Here is a 14,854-nt window from a genome sequence, read left to right on the forward strand (position 1 = left end):
ACGAGTGAGCGATCAGTACACGGAGGTGCGGCCGCCGTCGACCGGAATGATCGCACCCGTGGTGTATCCGGCGTCGTCGGAAGCCAGGTGGGTGATCAAGCCGGCGAGTTCGTCGGGCCGCCCCAACCTTCCGGCCGGGAGCCGGTCGACGATCTTGCCGATGAACTCCTCGTCCCAGTTCTCGGACATGTCGGTGGCGAAACCGCCGGGCATCACACAGTTCACGCGCACGGTGGGTGCGTACTCCTGGGCAAACGCCCGGGTCAGCGCGTTGAGCCCGTTCTTCGCCGCTGCATACATCGCCTCGGGCGGGCTGGGCCGCTCGGCTCCGATACTCGAGATGTTGATGATGGATCCACCGCCTGCCGAGACCATGCGGTCCCCCGCCACGGCCATCAGTCGGAACGGACCCTTCAGATTGACCTCGATCGTCTTGTCCCACAGTCCTTCGGTGACCGACACGAGGTTCTCGGCCAGCGGCGCGATCCCGGCGTTGTTGACGACGATGTCCAGGCCACCGAATCGCGTGATGATGTCGTCGACGGCCGGTTCGATGCTGTCCCAGTGCCCGACGTGCAGCGCATACGGATGTGCGCTGCCCGGGCCCGAGTCACCCAGGCTCGCGACTGCACTCTCGCAGGCGTCGAGTTTGCGGCTCGACACGATGACCGTAGCGCCCGCGTCCTTCAGTCCGCGCGCGATCGCCAGACCGAGGCCACGGCTCGCTCCTGTCACCAAGGCGACCTTGCCGCTCAATTTCGGTGTGCTCATGAGTACCTCTTCACCTCGAGTCGGGCGATGGTCCGCAGATGGACCTCGTTGGGGCCGTCGGCAATCTGCAGGGCTCGGGTGATGGCATACAGCCGAGCGAGAATGGTGTCGTTGCTGACTCCAGCAGCGCCGTAGGTCTGCACCGCTCGGTCGACGACCTTGTGGGCCACCTCCATCGCAGCCACCTTGATCGCGGCCACTTCCGAACGAGCCGAGGCGTTCCCGCGAGTGTCCATCAACCAGGCCGACTTCAAAACCAACAACCGGATCTGGTCGATCTCCAGACGGCTGCGGGCAATCCACTCACGCACCACACCTTGATCGGACAACGGTCCGCCGAATGCCTGCCGAGCGAGCGAGCGACGACACATCATTTCCAGAGCGCGCTCGGCCATGCCGATCGCCCGCATGGCGTAGTGCATGCGTCCGGGGCCGAGTCGGCCCTGGGCGATGGTGAATCCGTCGCCCTCCTCTCCCAGCATGTTGGCGGCGGGCACGCGCACGTCGGTGAACTGAACTTCGCCGTGCCCCAGACGATCCTGGAACCCGAACATGGGCAGGTCGCGCACCACCTCTACGCCGGGAGCGTCGGCCGGAACCAGAATCATGCTCTGCCGGCGGTAGGTGGAACTGTCCGGATCCGACTTCCCCATGAAGATCATGAGCTTGCAGTCGGGATCGAGAACGCCGGAGGTGTACCACTTTCGGCCGTTGATGACGTACTCGTCCCCGTCACGGGTGATGGTCGAGGTGATGTTGGTGGCGTCCGAGCTGGCGACATCGGGTTCGGTCATGGCGAAGGCAGAGCGAATGGTGCAGTCCAACAGCGGCTTGAGCCATTGCTCCTTCTGCTCCTCCGTGCCGTACATGGCCAGGATCTCCATGTTTCCGGTGTCGGGTGCAGAGCAATTGATCGCTTCGTTCCCGATGATGGAACGGCCCACGATCTCGGCGAGCGGCGCATATTCGAGATTGGTCAGCCCGGCACCGAGGTCGTCGTGGGTCATGAACAGGTTCCACAGCCCGAGTTCACGAGCGCGCGCCTGCAGATCCCGCATGATCTGCGGTTGCTCGTGCGGATTGTCGTTCGCGGCGATCTGAGCGTCGTAGACACTCTCGGCCGGGTAGACGTGGTCGTTCATGAATGTCTCGAGCGTGGCCGACAATTCGGCCGTCCGCTGTGAGTAGGAAAAGTCCACTTCCGTGTGCTCCTGTCGAGTGAAGGGGGCGTCAGCGCGCGAGCAGTGCGGTGCCGGTGTCGATCAACCTGCGGATGGTCGCGGGCAGCTTTTCCTGATCCGGGTCGACGTGCCGACCCTCGCGGTGCCGACGCAGGTTGTGGCCCATGATCGCCGCCATCTTCAGCCGTCCCAGGGCGTCGAACCAGGTCATGTCCGGCAGCGCCGGGCCGGACCCGGTGTAGCAGGAGATCAGTTCGTCGGTACTGGGCAGACCGGGCACGTCGCGGCCGACCCCGGGAAAGTTGGTGCCGTCGGCGAATACCAGGAACCACCCCAGCTCGACGCGTGGATCACCTGCGCTCCAGATCTCCCAGTCGATCAGAGCCGCCGGCTCGAGACCGTCGGAGATGATGTTTCCCAACCGGTAGTCCCCGTGGACGAGTGTGGGTGTGATCGCGGTCGGAATGTCTCGGCGGAGCAGTCGAACCAGCTCGTCGGCACCCTCGACGAGTTCCACCGGAACCGCAGCGAGCGTCTTGGACCATCGGTCCAATTCGTCTGCCGGCGAGAGAATGTCGCCCGTATCGGGAATGCTTGCGAGCGGCACGGAATGCAATGCCGGCAGCACCTCTGCGGCTCGCCGCATGCGAGCGGCAGCAATGCTCGGTTTCACCTCGGGATCGTCCAGGACGGGTTCGAGTGACTCACCGACGACGAGTTCCATTGCGAACCACGCCGGTTCCTGCTCGTCGACCGCCACGATTGCCGGTACCGGCACCTCGGTGTCGGCCAGCGCGCGCAGGATCGATGCCTGCCGGAGCATGTCGTGCCGCCCGACCGAGCGTTGCCCCTCCGGAACGGCCTTGACAACGAAGTCGCCGTCGGATGTTCCCACTCGATACGTCAATCCGGAATGGCCACCGAGAAGCGGTTCGAATGTGTTGACGGTGACGCCCAGCTCGGTGTGCAGGGCCGCGGTCACGCGTGCGCGCAGTGAGGATTCGGTCATGGTCGCGGCTCTCTCGGCAGACCGAGCACACGCTCGGCGATGATGTTGTGCTGAATCTCGTCGGTGCCGCCGGCAATTCGATAGCCCGGGGCCCCGAGTAGATGCTCGGACCACGCGAACGTGCCCCACCCTCCCGAGTCGGACGTCAGTTCACGCCCGAGCAGTAACCGCGCGACTTCGGAGGTCCTGGCCATCGTGTCGGTGGCCAGCAGCTTTCCCAGTGACGCTTCCGGACCCGGGTCGTTGCCGGCGATGACCGCACCGGCCACTCTCATGTTGCCGATTCGCTGCACGAAACTACGTGTCACCAGATCGGCCACGGCGTCGCGCTCGATCTCGGTCAACTCGCGACCGAGGTTCTGGGCGAGGGCCACAGCGCGATCCGCGTTCGCGAGCCCGAGGTTTCCGCCGTCGAGGCGTTCGGCCGCGAGCACCGTCAGGGCAACCTGCCAGCCCTTCCCGACCGGCCCCAGCCGGTAGTCGTCGCTCAGGTGCACGCCGTCGAGATACACCTCGTTGAAGGAGCTGCCCCCCGTCATCTGGCGAATGGGGCGGACGTCGACCCCCGGCGCGTCCATCGGTACGAGGAACATGGTCAGACCGGCATGCTTGGCGACGGTGGAATCGGTTCGGCACAGGGCGACTCCGTAGTCGGCGACCAGTGCACCCGATGTCCACACCTTGTGACCGTCGATCGTCCATGAGCCGTCGTCGGCCTGCGCCGCTCGTGTCCGTACCGCCGCGAGGTCGGAACCGGCCTCGGTCTCGGAGAACAACTGACATGCAATGACGTCGGCACGAAGCATCGCGCGGACGAACCTCGTCCGCTGCTGTTCGGTTCCCCACTGTGCGATGGTGGGTGCCACCAACTGCTGAGTGACAGAGAACATCTCGGTCCTCTTGGGCACGTCGAACATGTCCTCGACGCGTCGGAATGCCAGTACGTACGACAGTGGCAGATCGCGGCCGCCGTACTCGATCGGTGAGTTCAACGCGCCCCACCCGGCATCGAACTTCGACTGCTCGTACGCAGCGATTTCGTCGGTGTGCGCCTGCTCTTCCTCCGCGGTCCAGTTCTCGAACACGGCTACCGTGTCGGGACCGACGCCCCAGACGGAGTCCGTTCGCGGTGCTGCAACGGTTTTCAGCCACTCGGTTGCCTGGCCGGCGAATTCGCCGATATCCGGAATCGTTCCTTGTGTCACTGTATTGCCTCGGGTTCGTGTCGTGTCAGACTGTCAGCACGGTGCAGGCGCTGATGCCCGGTGCGCCGTATACGTGAGTGAAGCCCACTCGCGGATTGCCGGGCACCTGACGTTCGCCGGCCTCGCCACGTAACTGAGTGACGATCTCGTGCACCTGGCGGAGACCGGAGGCTCCGATGGGTTCTCCGTTCGCGATGCATCCGCCGTCGGTGTTGATCGGCAGTCGCCCGCCGATGTCGGTTTCCCTCGCCGCGATCAGGGCTTCTTGCTCGCCGGGCTCACAGAACCCGCATTCGGCCATGTGCATGATTTCGGCACCGCTCTCGGTGTCCTGAAGCTGCGCGACGTCGACGTCCTGCGGGGTGATACCGGCCTGCTCGAAGGCCGCACGTGCCGCGTCGGCGCTCACACTCGTCGGCTCGCCCTCACCTTGGATGGCCGGACTGAACACCTCGAAGGATCCGAATCGGCGGGTCCTGTGCGTGATGGCGGCGAGCTTGATCGGACGACCGCCCGCACGCTCGACGTATTCCTCGCTGGCAACGACAATCGCCGCTGCCCCCTCACCCGGCGAGCAGAACATGTATCGAGTGAGTGGATCGTTGACCATGTCGGATTCGGCGATCGTCGTGGCGTCCATTGCTTCCCGACGCCAGGCGTTGGGGTTCAGAACCCCGTTACGGTAGGCCTTTTCGGCCACTCGTGCCAATGTCTCGCTCGAGATCGCGTGCTGACGCATGTAGCGGGAGATCTTGGCACCGAAGAATTGGGTGGTCACCATCAAGCCGGCCTCGCCGTAGCCGTCGGGTAGTCCCCATTCGGCCGGTCGTGGGTCGAACGCTCCACGCGGATGTTTGTCGAAACCGACTGCGAGAGCGACATCCGCGGAGCCCGACCGCACGGCATTGACGGCCGAGAACAACGCGCTTCCGCCTGTTGCGCAACCGTTCTTGACGTTGGTGAACGGGATACCGGTGAACCCGAGTTCGGCGACGAGAGTATCGGCGAGACCCGATCCGTCACTGCCACCGAACGCGACCTGGACATCCGGCCAGGCCAGACCGGCATCGCGCAACGCGTTGCCGATCGACGTCACGGCCATCTGACGACCGGACACTCCTGGCTGGCGTCCGAATTTGGACAGACCGGCACCGATGATCGAGACATTCTGTGTCACTGCGTCATTCCTGTCGATTCCGGTCGCGGACCGACTGTGTCGACCGCGAATCGGGGCACCGGCGCGGTGGACGTCAGACGCACCGGTGCCCCATCCAGTTCGTCGAAGCTCTCACAGTCGATGATCGCTTCGATCTTGATGCCCTCGGGCAGTTCCACGTAGCCGACTGCGAAGGGTACGAACCCGCCGACCGGTGGTACGTATGGAGGAGACTTGGGCGCGAAACGCTGAATCGTGTAGGCCCACACGGTGCCTCGTGTACTCAGGGTGATGTTCTCCGCAGTGGGTTTGGCGCACCTGCTGCACATCGCACTCGCGGGGAACGCCACGGTACTGCACACAGTGCACTTGCTGCCTTCGAGTGCGACGGCCGTTGCCTGCTCCATGATGCTGCCTTTCGGGCTCTTCGGTCAGAACGCGGACGTGGTGCGGGTCAGCGCCCGACCCACTTGGGCTCGCGCTTCTCGAGGAATGCGGTGACGCCCTCCTTGCCGTCCTCGGACTGGAGCGCATTGCCGACTGCGAGATGCTCCATGACCATGAGCGACTGAATGTCCGCATCCAGGCCGCGGTCGATGCACATCTTGGTCAGCTTCATCATGAACGGGCTCTTGTCGACCAGCGGCGCAATGAAGTCTGCGACCAGCTGGTCGAGCTCGGCCTCCGGCGCGGTGGCATTGATCAGGTCGAAGTCCACGGCTTCCTGGCCACTGAGGAGCTTGCCGGTGAGCATGAGCTCCTTGGTCTTGCGGATGCCGATCATGCGCGGGAGACGGTAGATGGGTCCCGCGCCACCGAACAGTGCACGACGGATGTGGAAGTCGCCGATCTTGGCTGTGTCTGCGGCGACAGCGAAGTCGCACGAGATCATCAACTCGAAGCCGCCGGCGGTGACGTAGCCCTCGAGCACCGCAACGGAGGGGGTGTTCATGGAGTACAGGCGATCGCACACCTTGGCGGACAGCACTGCGACATCCATGGCGTTGGTCGTACCGACGAAGTCCGACAGCAGCTCGTCGAGGTCGAAGCCGGAGCAGAACTGGTTCTGCACACCGCGCAGGACGAGAACCTTCAGATTGGGGTCGTTGTCCACCTCGACGATGATCTCGTCCAGACGATGCAGCAGCTCCACCGTGACAGCGTTCTTCTTGTGCGGGCGGTTGAGCCAGACGCGAGCGACGTCGCCGTCCTTCTCCAACAGAATGTGGTCGGTGTCGATCATGTGACAGCCTTTCGAGAGTGCAAGTTGAACTGGATTCACTTCAGTATTGATCATCAGGGCGATGGCGTCAATAGCCGATCCCCGCCGATCGCAGCAATCGGTCTACACAGCAAGGAAATCGGCGATCCGCGCCCGATGTGCCCGCGAATCCCCCTGCAGCGCTTCGTTTCCGAGAACTCGGCGGAAGTAGCTGTGCGCCGAGTGCTCCCATGTGAACCCCACTCCCCCGTGCAGTTGCACGGCCTCGTGGGCCACATGCACCGCGGCGTCACCACACACAGCACCCGCGACGGCAATCGCCAGACGCGCCTCGTCGGGATCCTCGTCGTGCACCGCTGCGGCATACCGCGCCGCCGATCGGGCACGTTCGAGTTCGATCAACATGTCGGCCAGGCGGTGTTTGATCGCCTGGAACGACCCGATGGGGCGGCCGAACTGATGACGCGTCTTGACGTGATCGAGCGTCATCTGCAGCAGGGCGTCGGCGATACCGGTGTTCTCGCAGGCAAGCGCCAGAGTCGCCACGTCCTGTATCCGTGCGATCGCATCGACGGCTCGGTCCACCGGCACCAGAAGCGTCGCGGACGCGCGATCGAACGAGATGTCTGCCTGTCGCCTGGTCGAGTCGACGACGCGTCGATCATGCGCCGTGGACGCGTTTTTCGTGGATACCGCGAAGAGTGCGATCCCTTCGGGAGAGCGGGCGCTGACGACTATGACATCGGCACCGCCGCCCCCGACGACAAACCGCACCTGACCGGTGAGAACCCATTCGTCGTCGGCACGGTGAGCGTCGAGATCGTCGGACTCGGCGGTCAGCGCACTCACCGCCGCAACCGTCGTACCGTCGAGGACTTCCTCGAGCAGATCCGAGTTGCCCGCCTCCATCATGGCGCGAACCCCCACAGCTGCGTGCTGATAGACGGGTTCGACCACCAGGGCGCGACCGCACTCCTCGAGGATGATGCCCAGCTCGACCATTCCGTAGCCGAGGCCACCCGTCTCCTCCGGCACGGCAAGACTGGTGACCGACATGTCGGTGACCAGTCGTTTCCACAGGTCGACCGAGTAGCCGGAGGCAGAGTCCGCAGCGGCGCGCACCTGCTCGATCGTCGAGTACTTGGCCAGGACGCCACGGATGGTCTCGCGTATCTCGGCCTGCTCGCTACCGGGTGTCAGCGCGGGCGGCTCCGAACGAGGCCAGGGGACTTGTGCGTCGCGGTGAGATGAGGTCATGTCGCTCCACTCGAGTTGAATTCAATTCTTGAACGAACTCTAACGGGTGAAACCCTCGACAAACAGGGTTTACCTGAACTAAGTTCAATTCATGCCATTGAAGATAGTGGACTACTACGCCACCCTGGACGCCGGCCACCTGGACGAGGCGGTGGAGATGCTGTCCGAGGATGTCGACTTCTCGATGATCCTGCCGAGCGGGGCCAATCGGAAGACCGGGCGAGCCGCCATGCTCGAATACCTCTCCGGCCGGCCTCCCGTCGGTCGACAGCACCGCATTCTCCGGTCTGCGGTCGACGACGACCTGCAATTCGCACACGGCGCGGTGACCGAGGGTGATCGGACCACGGGCTATTTCGTCGGGGTCATGCACGTGCGCTCCGACGGCCTGATCGACCGGTACCAGGTCTCGTTCGATGCCGAATTCGCACTGCTCGATACCGATGCAGGAGATCGACGATGACGACGAACACGAACACGCAACCGACCCCCGCGCTGCTGCGTTGGTTCGAGTACATGGATTCCGACGACCCGGATCGGGTCCTCACCATGATCTCAGCGGACTTTCGTATGTCCGTTCAATTCTCCAAGGGACACGGTGAGGCAGCCGAGTTCGTGGGTGATCGAGACGGACTCGTTGCGTACCTGCAGCAACGCGAGAAGAGCACCCTCGTTCACCATCTCGACCGCGGCGCTTCGGTCGACGGCGTCGAGATGGTGCTGGGACGGACCACCCGCAACGGAGCCTTCGAGGCCTCGTTCAACGCGTCGGCACAACTCGACGACAGCGGACGTGTCCGACGGTTGCTCATCGCCCGCACGCCGGAATTGGCGTTCGACTAGGAGCCGATCGGCTCGCGAAACAGAGAAGAAAAGAGCGAGATGCCTGAGCAAGCACTGATTTTCGAGGCCATCCGTACCCCGCGGGGCAAAGGACGCAACGGCTCACTGCACGGTGTGAAGCCGGTGGACCTCGTCGCGGGGTTGATCACCGAACTCCGCGCCCGTTTCTCGGATCTGGATCCATCCGACATCGACGACGTCATCCTCGGCGTCGTCTCTCCCGTCGGAGAACAGGGTGCTGTGATCTCCCGCGCGGCCGCTCTGGTGGCCGGGCTCCCGGAATCGGTCCCCGGCACCCAGATCAATCGTTTCTGCGCGTCGGGCCTCGAAGCGACGAATCTCGCAGCACAGAAAGTCGCTTCCGGGTGGGACGATCTGGTGATCGCCGGCGGCGTCGAGTCCATGTCCCGGGTTCCGATGGGCAGCGACGGTGGTGCCTTGTTCACCGACCCCGCCACCGCCTACGACCTCTACATCGTTCCGCAGGGAATCGGTGCCGACCTGATTGCGACGGTCGAAGGGTTCTCCCGCCACGACGTGGACACCTACGCCGTGGAGTCCCAACGACGCGCCGAGGCAGCCTGGAATGCAGGTCATTTCAAGAAATCCGTCGTTCCGGTCGAGGACTTCAACGGTGTCACCCTGCTCGATCACGATGAGCACAGACGGCCGGGAACCACGACGGACAGCCTGGGCAGGTTGAAGCCGGCCTTCGCCGCGCTGGGCAAGGTGGCAGGTTTCGACGACGTCGCTCTGCAGAAGTACGTCGACGTCGAACGTATCGATCATGTCCACACCGGCGGTAATTCGTCGGGCATCGTCGACGGTGCCGCGCTGGTTCTCATCGGCAGTGCCGAGGCCGGAACACGTGCCGGTCTGGTACCGCGCGGCCGCATCGTCGCCACGGCACAGGTCGGCAGCGAACCCACGATCATGCTCACCGGCCCCACCCCGGCAACGGTGGCCGTGTTGAAACGAGCGGGTCTGACCGTGGACGACATCGACGTGTTCGAGCTGAACGAGGCCTTCGCCTCCGTCGTGCTGAAGTGGATGAAGGACCTCGACATCCCGCACGAGAAGACGAACGTCAACGGCGGTGCGATCGCGATGGGCCACCCACTCGGTGCGACGGGAGCGATGTTGGTGGGCACCGTACTGGACGAGCTGGAACGAATCGGTGGCCGATACGGCCTGATCACCCTGTGCATCGGTGGCGGAATGGGTGTTGCCACCGTCATAGAACGCCTCTGAACCGCCATCGTCGACACACAGGAGTACGAGAGAACATGAGCGACAACATGATCGGGTGGGAACGCGGCGCGGACGGCATCGTCGTACTGACGATGGACGATGCAGGCAAGAGCGCGAACACGATGAACGATGCGTACATCGCGTCGATGGCCGCAGCGGTCGAGCGACTCGAAGCCGAGAAGGACGACATCACGGGTGTCGTGATCACGTCGGCCAAGAAGTCGTTCTTCGCCGGCGGCGATCTGGGCGACATGACGGCCGACCCCGGCGATGCAGACAAGCGCGACGTCGCACGTGCCTTGACCGAACGGATCGACGGGATCAAGGGCGTTCTGCGACGGCTCGAGACTCTCGGTCGCCCCGTGGTGGCCGCGATCAACGGCGCAGCTCTCGGCGGCGGGTTCGAGATTGCGTTGCACACCCATCACCGCATCGCAGCGGACGTACCGGGCACCCGAATCGGCCTCCCCGAGGCCACACTCGGATTGTTGCCCGGTGGCGGCGGGATCGTCAGAACGGTCCGCCTGATGGGACTCGATGCCGCCCTGTCGAAGGTGTTGACGAAGGGCCAGCAGCACTCGGTGGCCGACGCGAAAAAGCTCGGTCTGATCGACGCCACCGTTACCGGTGTGGACGAGTTGATTCCGGCCGCGAAGGCGTGGATCGCCGAGAACCCGTCGGCTGTGCAGGCGTGGGACGTCAAGGGTTTCGAGATTCCCGGTGGTGGACCGACCGACCCCGCCGTTGCTCAGAATCTCCTCGCCGCAACAGCGTTGCTGCGCAAACAGCTCAAGGGTGCACCCGCCCCCGCACCGAGGGCGATCCTGGCCGCCGCAGCGGAGTGCGCGACCGTCGACGTGGACACTGCGGATCGCATCGAGACCCGCTACTTCGTCTCTCTGATGACCGATCGAGTCGCACAGAACATGATTCGAGCGTTCTACTTCGACATGCAGACCATCCGACGCGGCACATCACGCCCGGCCGGGCACGACACGTTCACCGCCCGTTCGGTGGCGGTCATCGGAGCCGGAATGATGGGCGCCGCTATCGCCTACGTGTGCGCCAAGGCCGGTATCGAGGTCATCTTGAAAGACCTCGACCAGGACGACGCTGACCGCGGAAAGCTGTACGCCGAGAAGCTCGAAGCGAAAGCCCTGGAGCGGGGGTCGACGACAGCCGAGCGATCGGCGGCACTGCTCGACCGGATCCGGCCCACCGCGGACGCGACTGATTGCAGCGCAGTCGATCTCGTGATCGAAGCCGCATTCGAGTCCGTGGACGTCAAGACTCGGATCTTCGGGGAACTCGACGGTATAGTTCCCGCCGATGTCGTCCTCGGCTCCAACACCTCCCAGCTTCCCATTTCGATCCTGGCCGATGGCGTGAGCCGACCCGAGAATTTCATCGGAATCCACTTCTTCTCGCCCGCCGACAAGATGCCCCTGGTCGAAATCGTCCGTGGCCGGGAGACTTCCGAGTCGACAGTGGCGAAGGTCGTCGACTTCGTGTTCCAGATCGGTAAGACCCCCATCGTCGTCAACGACAGTCGGGGCTTCTTCACCTCGCGAGTGATCGGCGCGTTCCTCGACGAAGCGATGGCCGCGGTCGGCGAGGGCGTCAACCCGGTCTTCATCGAACAGGCAGGCGCGCAGGCCGGCTACCCCGTCCCACCGCTGCAATTGATGGACCAGGTGACCTTGTCCCTGTCGCAGAAGATCCGCAAGGAGAACGAACGCGCGCTGGCGAGCGAAGACAAGCCGCCTCGCCGACACGGCTCGGATGCGGTGATGGACAAGATGGTCGGAGAACTCGAGCGCCCCGGGCGTGCCGGCGGCGGCGGTTTCTACAGCTACGACGAATCGGGCACGAGAACCGGGATCTGGCCGGGCGTGCGTGCGTCTTTCGATTCGGGTTCGACTCGAATTCCTTTCGTGGACATGCAGGAACGGATGCTGTTCGCCGAGGCGATCGAGGCGGTCAAGTGCCTCGACGAGGGGGTGTTGACGAGCGTGGCCGATGCGAACATCGGGTCCCTGCTGGGTATCGGATTCCCGTCGTGGACCGGGGGCGTGATCCAGTACATCGACCAATACGACGGCGGGCTGTCCGGTTTCGTCGACCGAGCACGCGAGTTGGCATCGAAGTACGGGGCTCACTTCGAGCCGCCACAGTCGTTGGTGAACAAAGCACTACGCGGAGAACGCGTCCATACACTCGTGTCCTGAACGAAAAGAGAATGCTGTGAACGCAGTACGTCGATCGGTGATGTCCGTCGGGATCGCAGCGGTGACTGTCGTTGCTGCGGCGTGCGGGCAATCCTCGCAGGAAGCCGGATCCGCACCGGTGCAGGGCACGTGGGACGACGTCGTGGCCGCGGCCGACGATGAAGGAACCGTGTACCTGTACTCCAGTCAGCATCCCGAGAACCTCGCGCTACTCGAGACCGCCTTCGAGTCGAAGTATCCCGACATCGATCTCAAGTTCACGCGAGGCAGTGACGTCGAGCTCAACCCGCGCGTGGAAACCGAAGCCCGCACCGGCCGTGGAACTGCCGACGTACACATGTCGACCGATGCCGCGTGGATCACGAATGCGTCCGAATCGGGTACTTACTCGACGCCGGTAGTCGGGCCGGCCTTCGACGACCCGGCGTACGCTCGGTCGACGAGCATGCTGAACGACACGTTCTTCCTCACGAGCGCAGCAATATTCGCACTCGGATGGAACACCGATGCCGTTCCTGCCGGGCTGTCGTCCCCGGAGGATCTGTTGGATCCTGCGTTGAAAGGCCGGCTGGGCGTCGTGAACCCTGCGGGGTTCGCCGCCGTTGTCGACGAGTATCGGTTCTTCGACGAGAACTGGACCGGTGGCGGTTTCCTGGACAAGCTCGCCGCGCAGGAGCCGCGGGTGTATCCGGGCACGTTGGCCGTGGCGCAGGCATTGAGCTCGGGCGAGATCGCCGCGTCGCCGATGGTTCCCCCACTGGTCCGAGAGAAGGACGCAGGCGCACCGGTCGACTGGACACTTCCCGATCCGGCGTGGGGTGCGCCGTACTACTCCCACGTGCTGTCGTCGGCTCCGCATCCCAACGCCGCTCAAGTGCTGGCCGACTTCATGGTGTCGGCCGAGGGGCAACGCGCCCTGTCGAAGGGGTACGGCAGCGCACTGCCAGATGTCGAGAACTCGGTCGGGTCGGCTCAGGACATTTCGCTGCCCGATTCGGATTCGCTGACGCCCGAGAAGGTCTCGCAATTCCAGCAGGAGTGGGAAAGCAAGTTCAACTGAACGTCGGTGGATGTGGCGGCCGGGTGCGCCACTATCGCGGTGCCACATCCACCAGCACTCGCACCTGCGGTTCGGCCGCCAGGTGGGAGGCGATCGCGGTCCTGATGCGGTACTCGGGCACCGTCAGCCTCTCCGTCTCCTGAGCGGCATACTCCGACCAGCTCTCGAAAGTGCACAGCTCGACGAATGTTGCTCTGGTGCTGGACATCTGCGCACAGGACCACCGCAGGGCCCCGAGTCGGAGTCTGGACGAGCGCAGGGGTCCGACGTCGGCGACGAACTGCGTCAGCTTTTCCGGATCGACGACATACGTCGTTTCGACGGTTATCCGGCGGCCGTCGAATTCGGTCGAGAGTACCGGCGGACCTGCCCCTCCCGACAGATCCGGTGCAATCGATTCGCTCGGCAGAATCCCCCGTCTGAGAATCTCTACTGCGGAGACCGACATGACGGTCGCCGAGACGATCACTGCTGCAACGAGACCGACCGCGTCGGCCAGAAACCCCCACAGGAGCGCTCCTATTGCCTGACTGCCCTGAAAGGTCAGCATCACGAATGCGATGACACGCGACTTTATCCACTTCGGCATCACAGCGTGGGTAGCGATCATCCAGGTGCTCTGGATCGCAACCCACGCCGCACCCACGATGACCAGCAGTACGAAGACCACACTCACCGACGGCACGAGCACGATGCCCGCGAGTACCGCCGCGTAAGCAACCGAACCGATCGCTACGAAGGTGTTCCAGCTCAACCGTGCACGGAGGGGCGTCAGTGCGACGGTCCCGGCCACCGCACCGATCCCGATGGCACCCGAGAGGACCCCGAACTGTACCGACGACGCATGTAGTCGTTCGTATGCCACCACCGGTAGCAACGCCCACAGGGCACTCGCCGGAATTCCGAACGAGATGACCCGCAACAACAGTCGCCGTGTCCACCGCGAATGCCGAATGAACCGCAGACTCACCCCAACCGCGTGGTGTACGGATTCGGTCTTGGGCTTCTTTCCGGACTCGGGCGGCACCTGAGTGACGGCCACGACGACGCAGACTGCGAACAGCGCGGCAACGGTCGCAAATGCACCGCTCGAACCCCACCATGCGAGTATCGCGCCCCCGATCACCGGTCCGACTGCGCGCGCCCCGTTGAAAATGGCACCGTCGATGGCGGGGACGACTGCCATCATGTCGGTCGGCACCAGATGAGGAAGCAGCGCCTGCCACACGATTGCCACCGACGCGAGCCCGCACCCGGCGAGAAACACGGAGGTCATCAACGCCGGGGTGGAGGACAGGCCGAGCAGCTGCAGCGCCGTCATGACAACCGACGCCACCAGGAGAGCGATTGCGGTGCCCGCGAGCAGCAGTCGATGACCGGCGAACTCCGCGATGGCACCGATCGGTAAAGCCAGGAGAAAGAACGGCGCACTGGCGGCGAACTGGACCGAGGAGACCACCAGCGCGGACTCCCCCGACTCGGTGAGCGTCCACTGCGCAGCGAGAACCAGGATCCACACGCCGACACTGGCGCTCAGCTCGAAGCCCAACATCCGCCGCAACTTCGGAATACGCATCGGCGCAAAGAAACTGATGTGATTCGACGATTTCACCTGTGCCACCTTTCGGACGCGGCCTACACTTGAACTTAATTCAGTTGCGGAAGGATTGT

General features: G+C 64.0%; 14 protein-coding genes. 5 read left to right on the forward strand and 9 right to left on the reverse strand.

The window, feature by feature from the left end; translation table 11 throughout:
• Positions 1 to 12 precede the first annotated feature (12 nt).
• From R3P95_RS05715 to R3P95_RS05750, 8 genes are all read right to left on the reverse strand, one after another.
• Positions 13 to 771 carry an SDR family NAD(P)-dependent oxidoreductase gene (locus R3P95_RS05715; RefSeq protein WP_317547594.1) on the reverse strand — a complete coding sequence of 253 codons (759 nt, stop codon included), beginning with the start codon at positions 769 to 771 and terminating at the stop codon, positions 13 to 15.
• Positions 768 to 1,970, reverse strand: a complete 1,203-nt coding sequence (locus R3P95_RS05720) for an acyl-CoA dehydrogenase family protein (RefSeq protein ID WP_317547595.1) — start codon at positions 1,968 to 1,970, stop codon at positions 768 to 770. The genes R3P95_RS05715 and R3P95_RS05720 overlap by 4 nt, the downstream gene beginning before the upstream one ends.
• Before the next feature lie 31 nt (positions 1,971 to 2,001).
• Positions 2,002 to 2,961 carry a phosphotransferase family protein gene (locus R3P95_RS05725; RefSeq protein WP_317547596.1) on the reverse strand — a complete coding sequence of 320 codons (960 nt, stop codon included), beginning with the start codon at positions 2,959 to 2,961 and terminating at the stop codon, positions 2,002 to 2,004.
• Positions 2,958 to 4,166: an acyl-CoA dehydrogenase family protein gene (locus R3P95_RS05730; RefSeq protein ID WP_317547597.1), complete on the reverse strand. Its 1,209-nt coding sequence runs from the start codon at positions 4,164 to 4,166 to the stop codon at positions 2,958 to 2,960. Before R3P95_RS05730 ends, R3P95_RS05725 begins: the two co-directional genes overlap by 4 nt.
• Before the next feature lie 25 nt (positions 4,167 to 4,191).
• Positions 4,192 to 5,343, reverse strand: coding sequence for a thiolase family protein (locus R3P95_RS05735; protein WP_317547598.1), 1,152 nt, complete (start codon positions 5,341 to 5,343; stop codon positions 4,192 to 4,194).
• The gene (locus R3P95_RS05740) at positions 5,340 to 5,729 is read right to left on the reverse strand and encodes a Zn-ribbon domain-containing OB-fold protein (protein ID WP_317547599.1); all 390 of its coding nucleotides are present in this window, start codon (positions 5,727 to 5,729) and stop codon (positions 5,340 to 5,342) included. The genes R3P95_RS05735 and R3P95_RS05740 overlap by 4 nt, the downstream gene beginning before the upstream one ends.
• Before the next feature lie 47 nt (positions 5,730 to 5,776).
• Positions 5,777 to 6,565, reverse strand: a complete 789-nt coding sequence (locus R3P95_RS05745; protein WP_317547600.1) for an enoyl-CoA hydratase/isomerase family protein — start codon at positions 6,563 to 6,565, stop codon at positions 5,777 to 5,779.
• Between the two features lie 102 nt (positions 6,566 to 6,667).
• Positions 6,668 to 7,801, reverse strand: a complete 1,134-nt coding sequence (locus tag R3P95_RS05750) for an acyl-CoA dehydrogenase family protein (RefSeq protein WP_317547602.1) — start codon at positions 7,799 to 7,801, stop codon at positions 6,668 to 6,670.
• Positions 7,802 to 7,892: 91 nt separating this feature from the next.
• On the opposite strand from R3P95_RS05750, the gene R3P95_RS05755 reads away from it, so the two are divergent.
• From R3P95_RS05755 to R3P95_RS05775, 5 genes are read left to right on the forward strand one after another with little or no spacing between them, the layout of a single operon-like run.
• Positions 7,893 to 8,264 carry a nuclear transport factor 2 family protein gene (locus R3P95_RS05755; RefSeq protein ID WP_317547603.1) on the forward strand — a complete coding sequence of 124 codons (372 nt, stop codon included), beginning with the start codon at positions 7,893 to 7,895 and terminating at the stop codon, positions 8,262 to 8,264.
• On the forward strand, positions 8,261 to 8,644 hold the full coding sequence (locus tag R3P95_RS05760) for a hypothetical protein (protein WP_317547604.1): 384 nt from the start codon (positions 8,261 to 8,263) through the stop codon (positions 8,642 to 8,644). The genes R3P95_RS05755 and R3P95_RS05760 overlap by 4 nt, the downstream gene beginning before the upstream one ends.
• 39 nt (positions 8,645 to 8,683) lie before the next feature.
• Positions 8,684 to 9,895, forward strand: coding sequence for an acetyl-CoA C-acetyltransferase (locus tag R3P95_RS05765; protein WP_317547605.1), 1,212 nt, complete (start codon positions 8,684 to 8,686; stop codon positions 9,893 to 9,895).
• Between the two features lie 35 nt (positions 9,896 to 9,930).
• On the forward strand, positions 9,931 to 12,123 hold the full coding sequence (locus tag R3P95_RS05770) for a 3-hydroxyacyl-CoA dehydrogenase NAD-binding domain-containing protein (RefSeq protein ID WP_317547606.1): 2,193 nt from the start codon (positions 9,931 to 9,933) through the stop codon (positions 12,121 to 12,123).
• A gap of 40 nt (positions 12,124 to 12,163) precedes the next feature.
• Positions 12,164 to 13,183 carry an ABC transporter substrate-binding protein gene (locus R3P95_RS05775; protein ID WP_317547806.1) on the forward strand — a complete coding sequence of 340 codons (1,020 nt, stop codon included), beginning with the start codon at positions 12,164 to 12,166 and terminating at the stop codon, positions 13,181 to 13,183.
• A gap of 31 nt (positions 13,184 to 13,214) precedes the next feature.
• On the opposite strand, the gene R3P95_RS05780 is transcribed toward R3P95_RS05775, so the two are convergent.
• Entirely contained in the window at positions 13,215 to 14,804 is a 1,590-nt protein-coding gene (locus R3P95_RS05780; RefSeq protein ID WP_317547608.1) for an MFS transporter, read from the reverse strand.
• Positions 14,805 to 14,854 lie beyond the last annotated feature (50 nt).

The sequence above is a fragment of the Rhodococcus cercidiphylli genome (assembly GCF_033042225.1).
Classification (GTDB): domain Bacteria; phylum Actinomycetota; class Actinomycetes; order Mycobacteriales; family Mycobacteriaceae; genus Rhodococcoides.

Excerpts from the sequence above, each read along its gene's own strand:
- R3P95_RS05745 (WP_317547600.1), bottom strand. The coding sequence starts at position 6,565 with ATGATCGACACCGACCACATTCTGTTGGAGAAGGACGGCGACGTCGCT.
- R3P95_RS05770 (WP_317547606.1), top strand. The coding sequence starts at position 9,931 with ATGAGCGACAACATGATCGGGTGGGAACGCGGCGCGGACGGCATCGTC.
- R3P95_RS05760 (WP_317547604.1), top strand. The coding sequence starts at position 8,261 with ATGACGACGAACACGAACACGCAACCGACCCCCGCGCTGCTGCGTTGG.
- R3P95_RS05755 (WP_317547603.1), top strand. The coding sequence starts at position 7,893 with ATGCCATTGAAGATAGTGGACTACTACGCCACCCTGGACGCCGGCCAC.
- R3P95_RS05775 (WP_317547806.1), top strand. The coding sequence starts at position 12,164 with ATGTCCGTCGGGATCGCAGCGGTGACTGTCGTTGCTGCGGCGTGCGGG.
- R3P95_RS05715 (WP_317547594.1), bottom strand. The coding sequence starts at position 771 with ATGAGCACACCGAAATTGAGCGGCAAGGTCGCCTTGGTGACAGGAGCG.
- R3P95_RS05740 (WP_317547599.1), bottom strand. The coding sequence starts at position 5,729 with ATGGAGCAGGCAACGGCCGTCGCACTCGAAGGCAGCAAGTGCACTGTG.
- R3P95_RS05750 (WP_317547602.1), bottom strand. The coding sequence starts at position 7,801 with ATGACCTCATCTCACCGCGACGCACAAGTCCCCTGGCCTCGTTCGGAG.
- R3P95_RS05765 (WP_317547605.1), top strand. The coding sequence starts at position 8,684 with ATGCCTGAGCAAGCACTGATTTTCGAGGCCATCCGTACCCCGCGGGGC.
- R3P95_RS05725 (WP_317547596.1), bottom strand. The coding sequence starts at position 2,961 with ATGACCGAATCCTCACTGCGCGCACGCGTGACCGCGGCCCTGCACACC.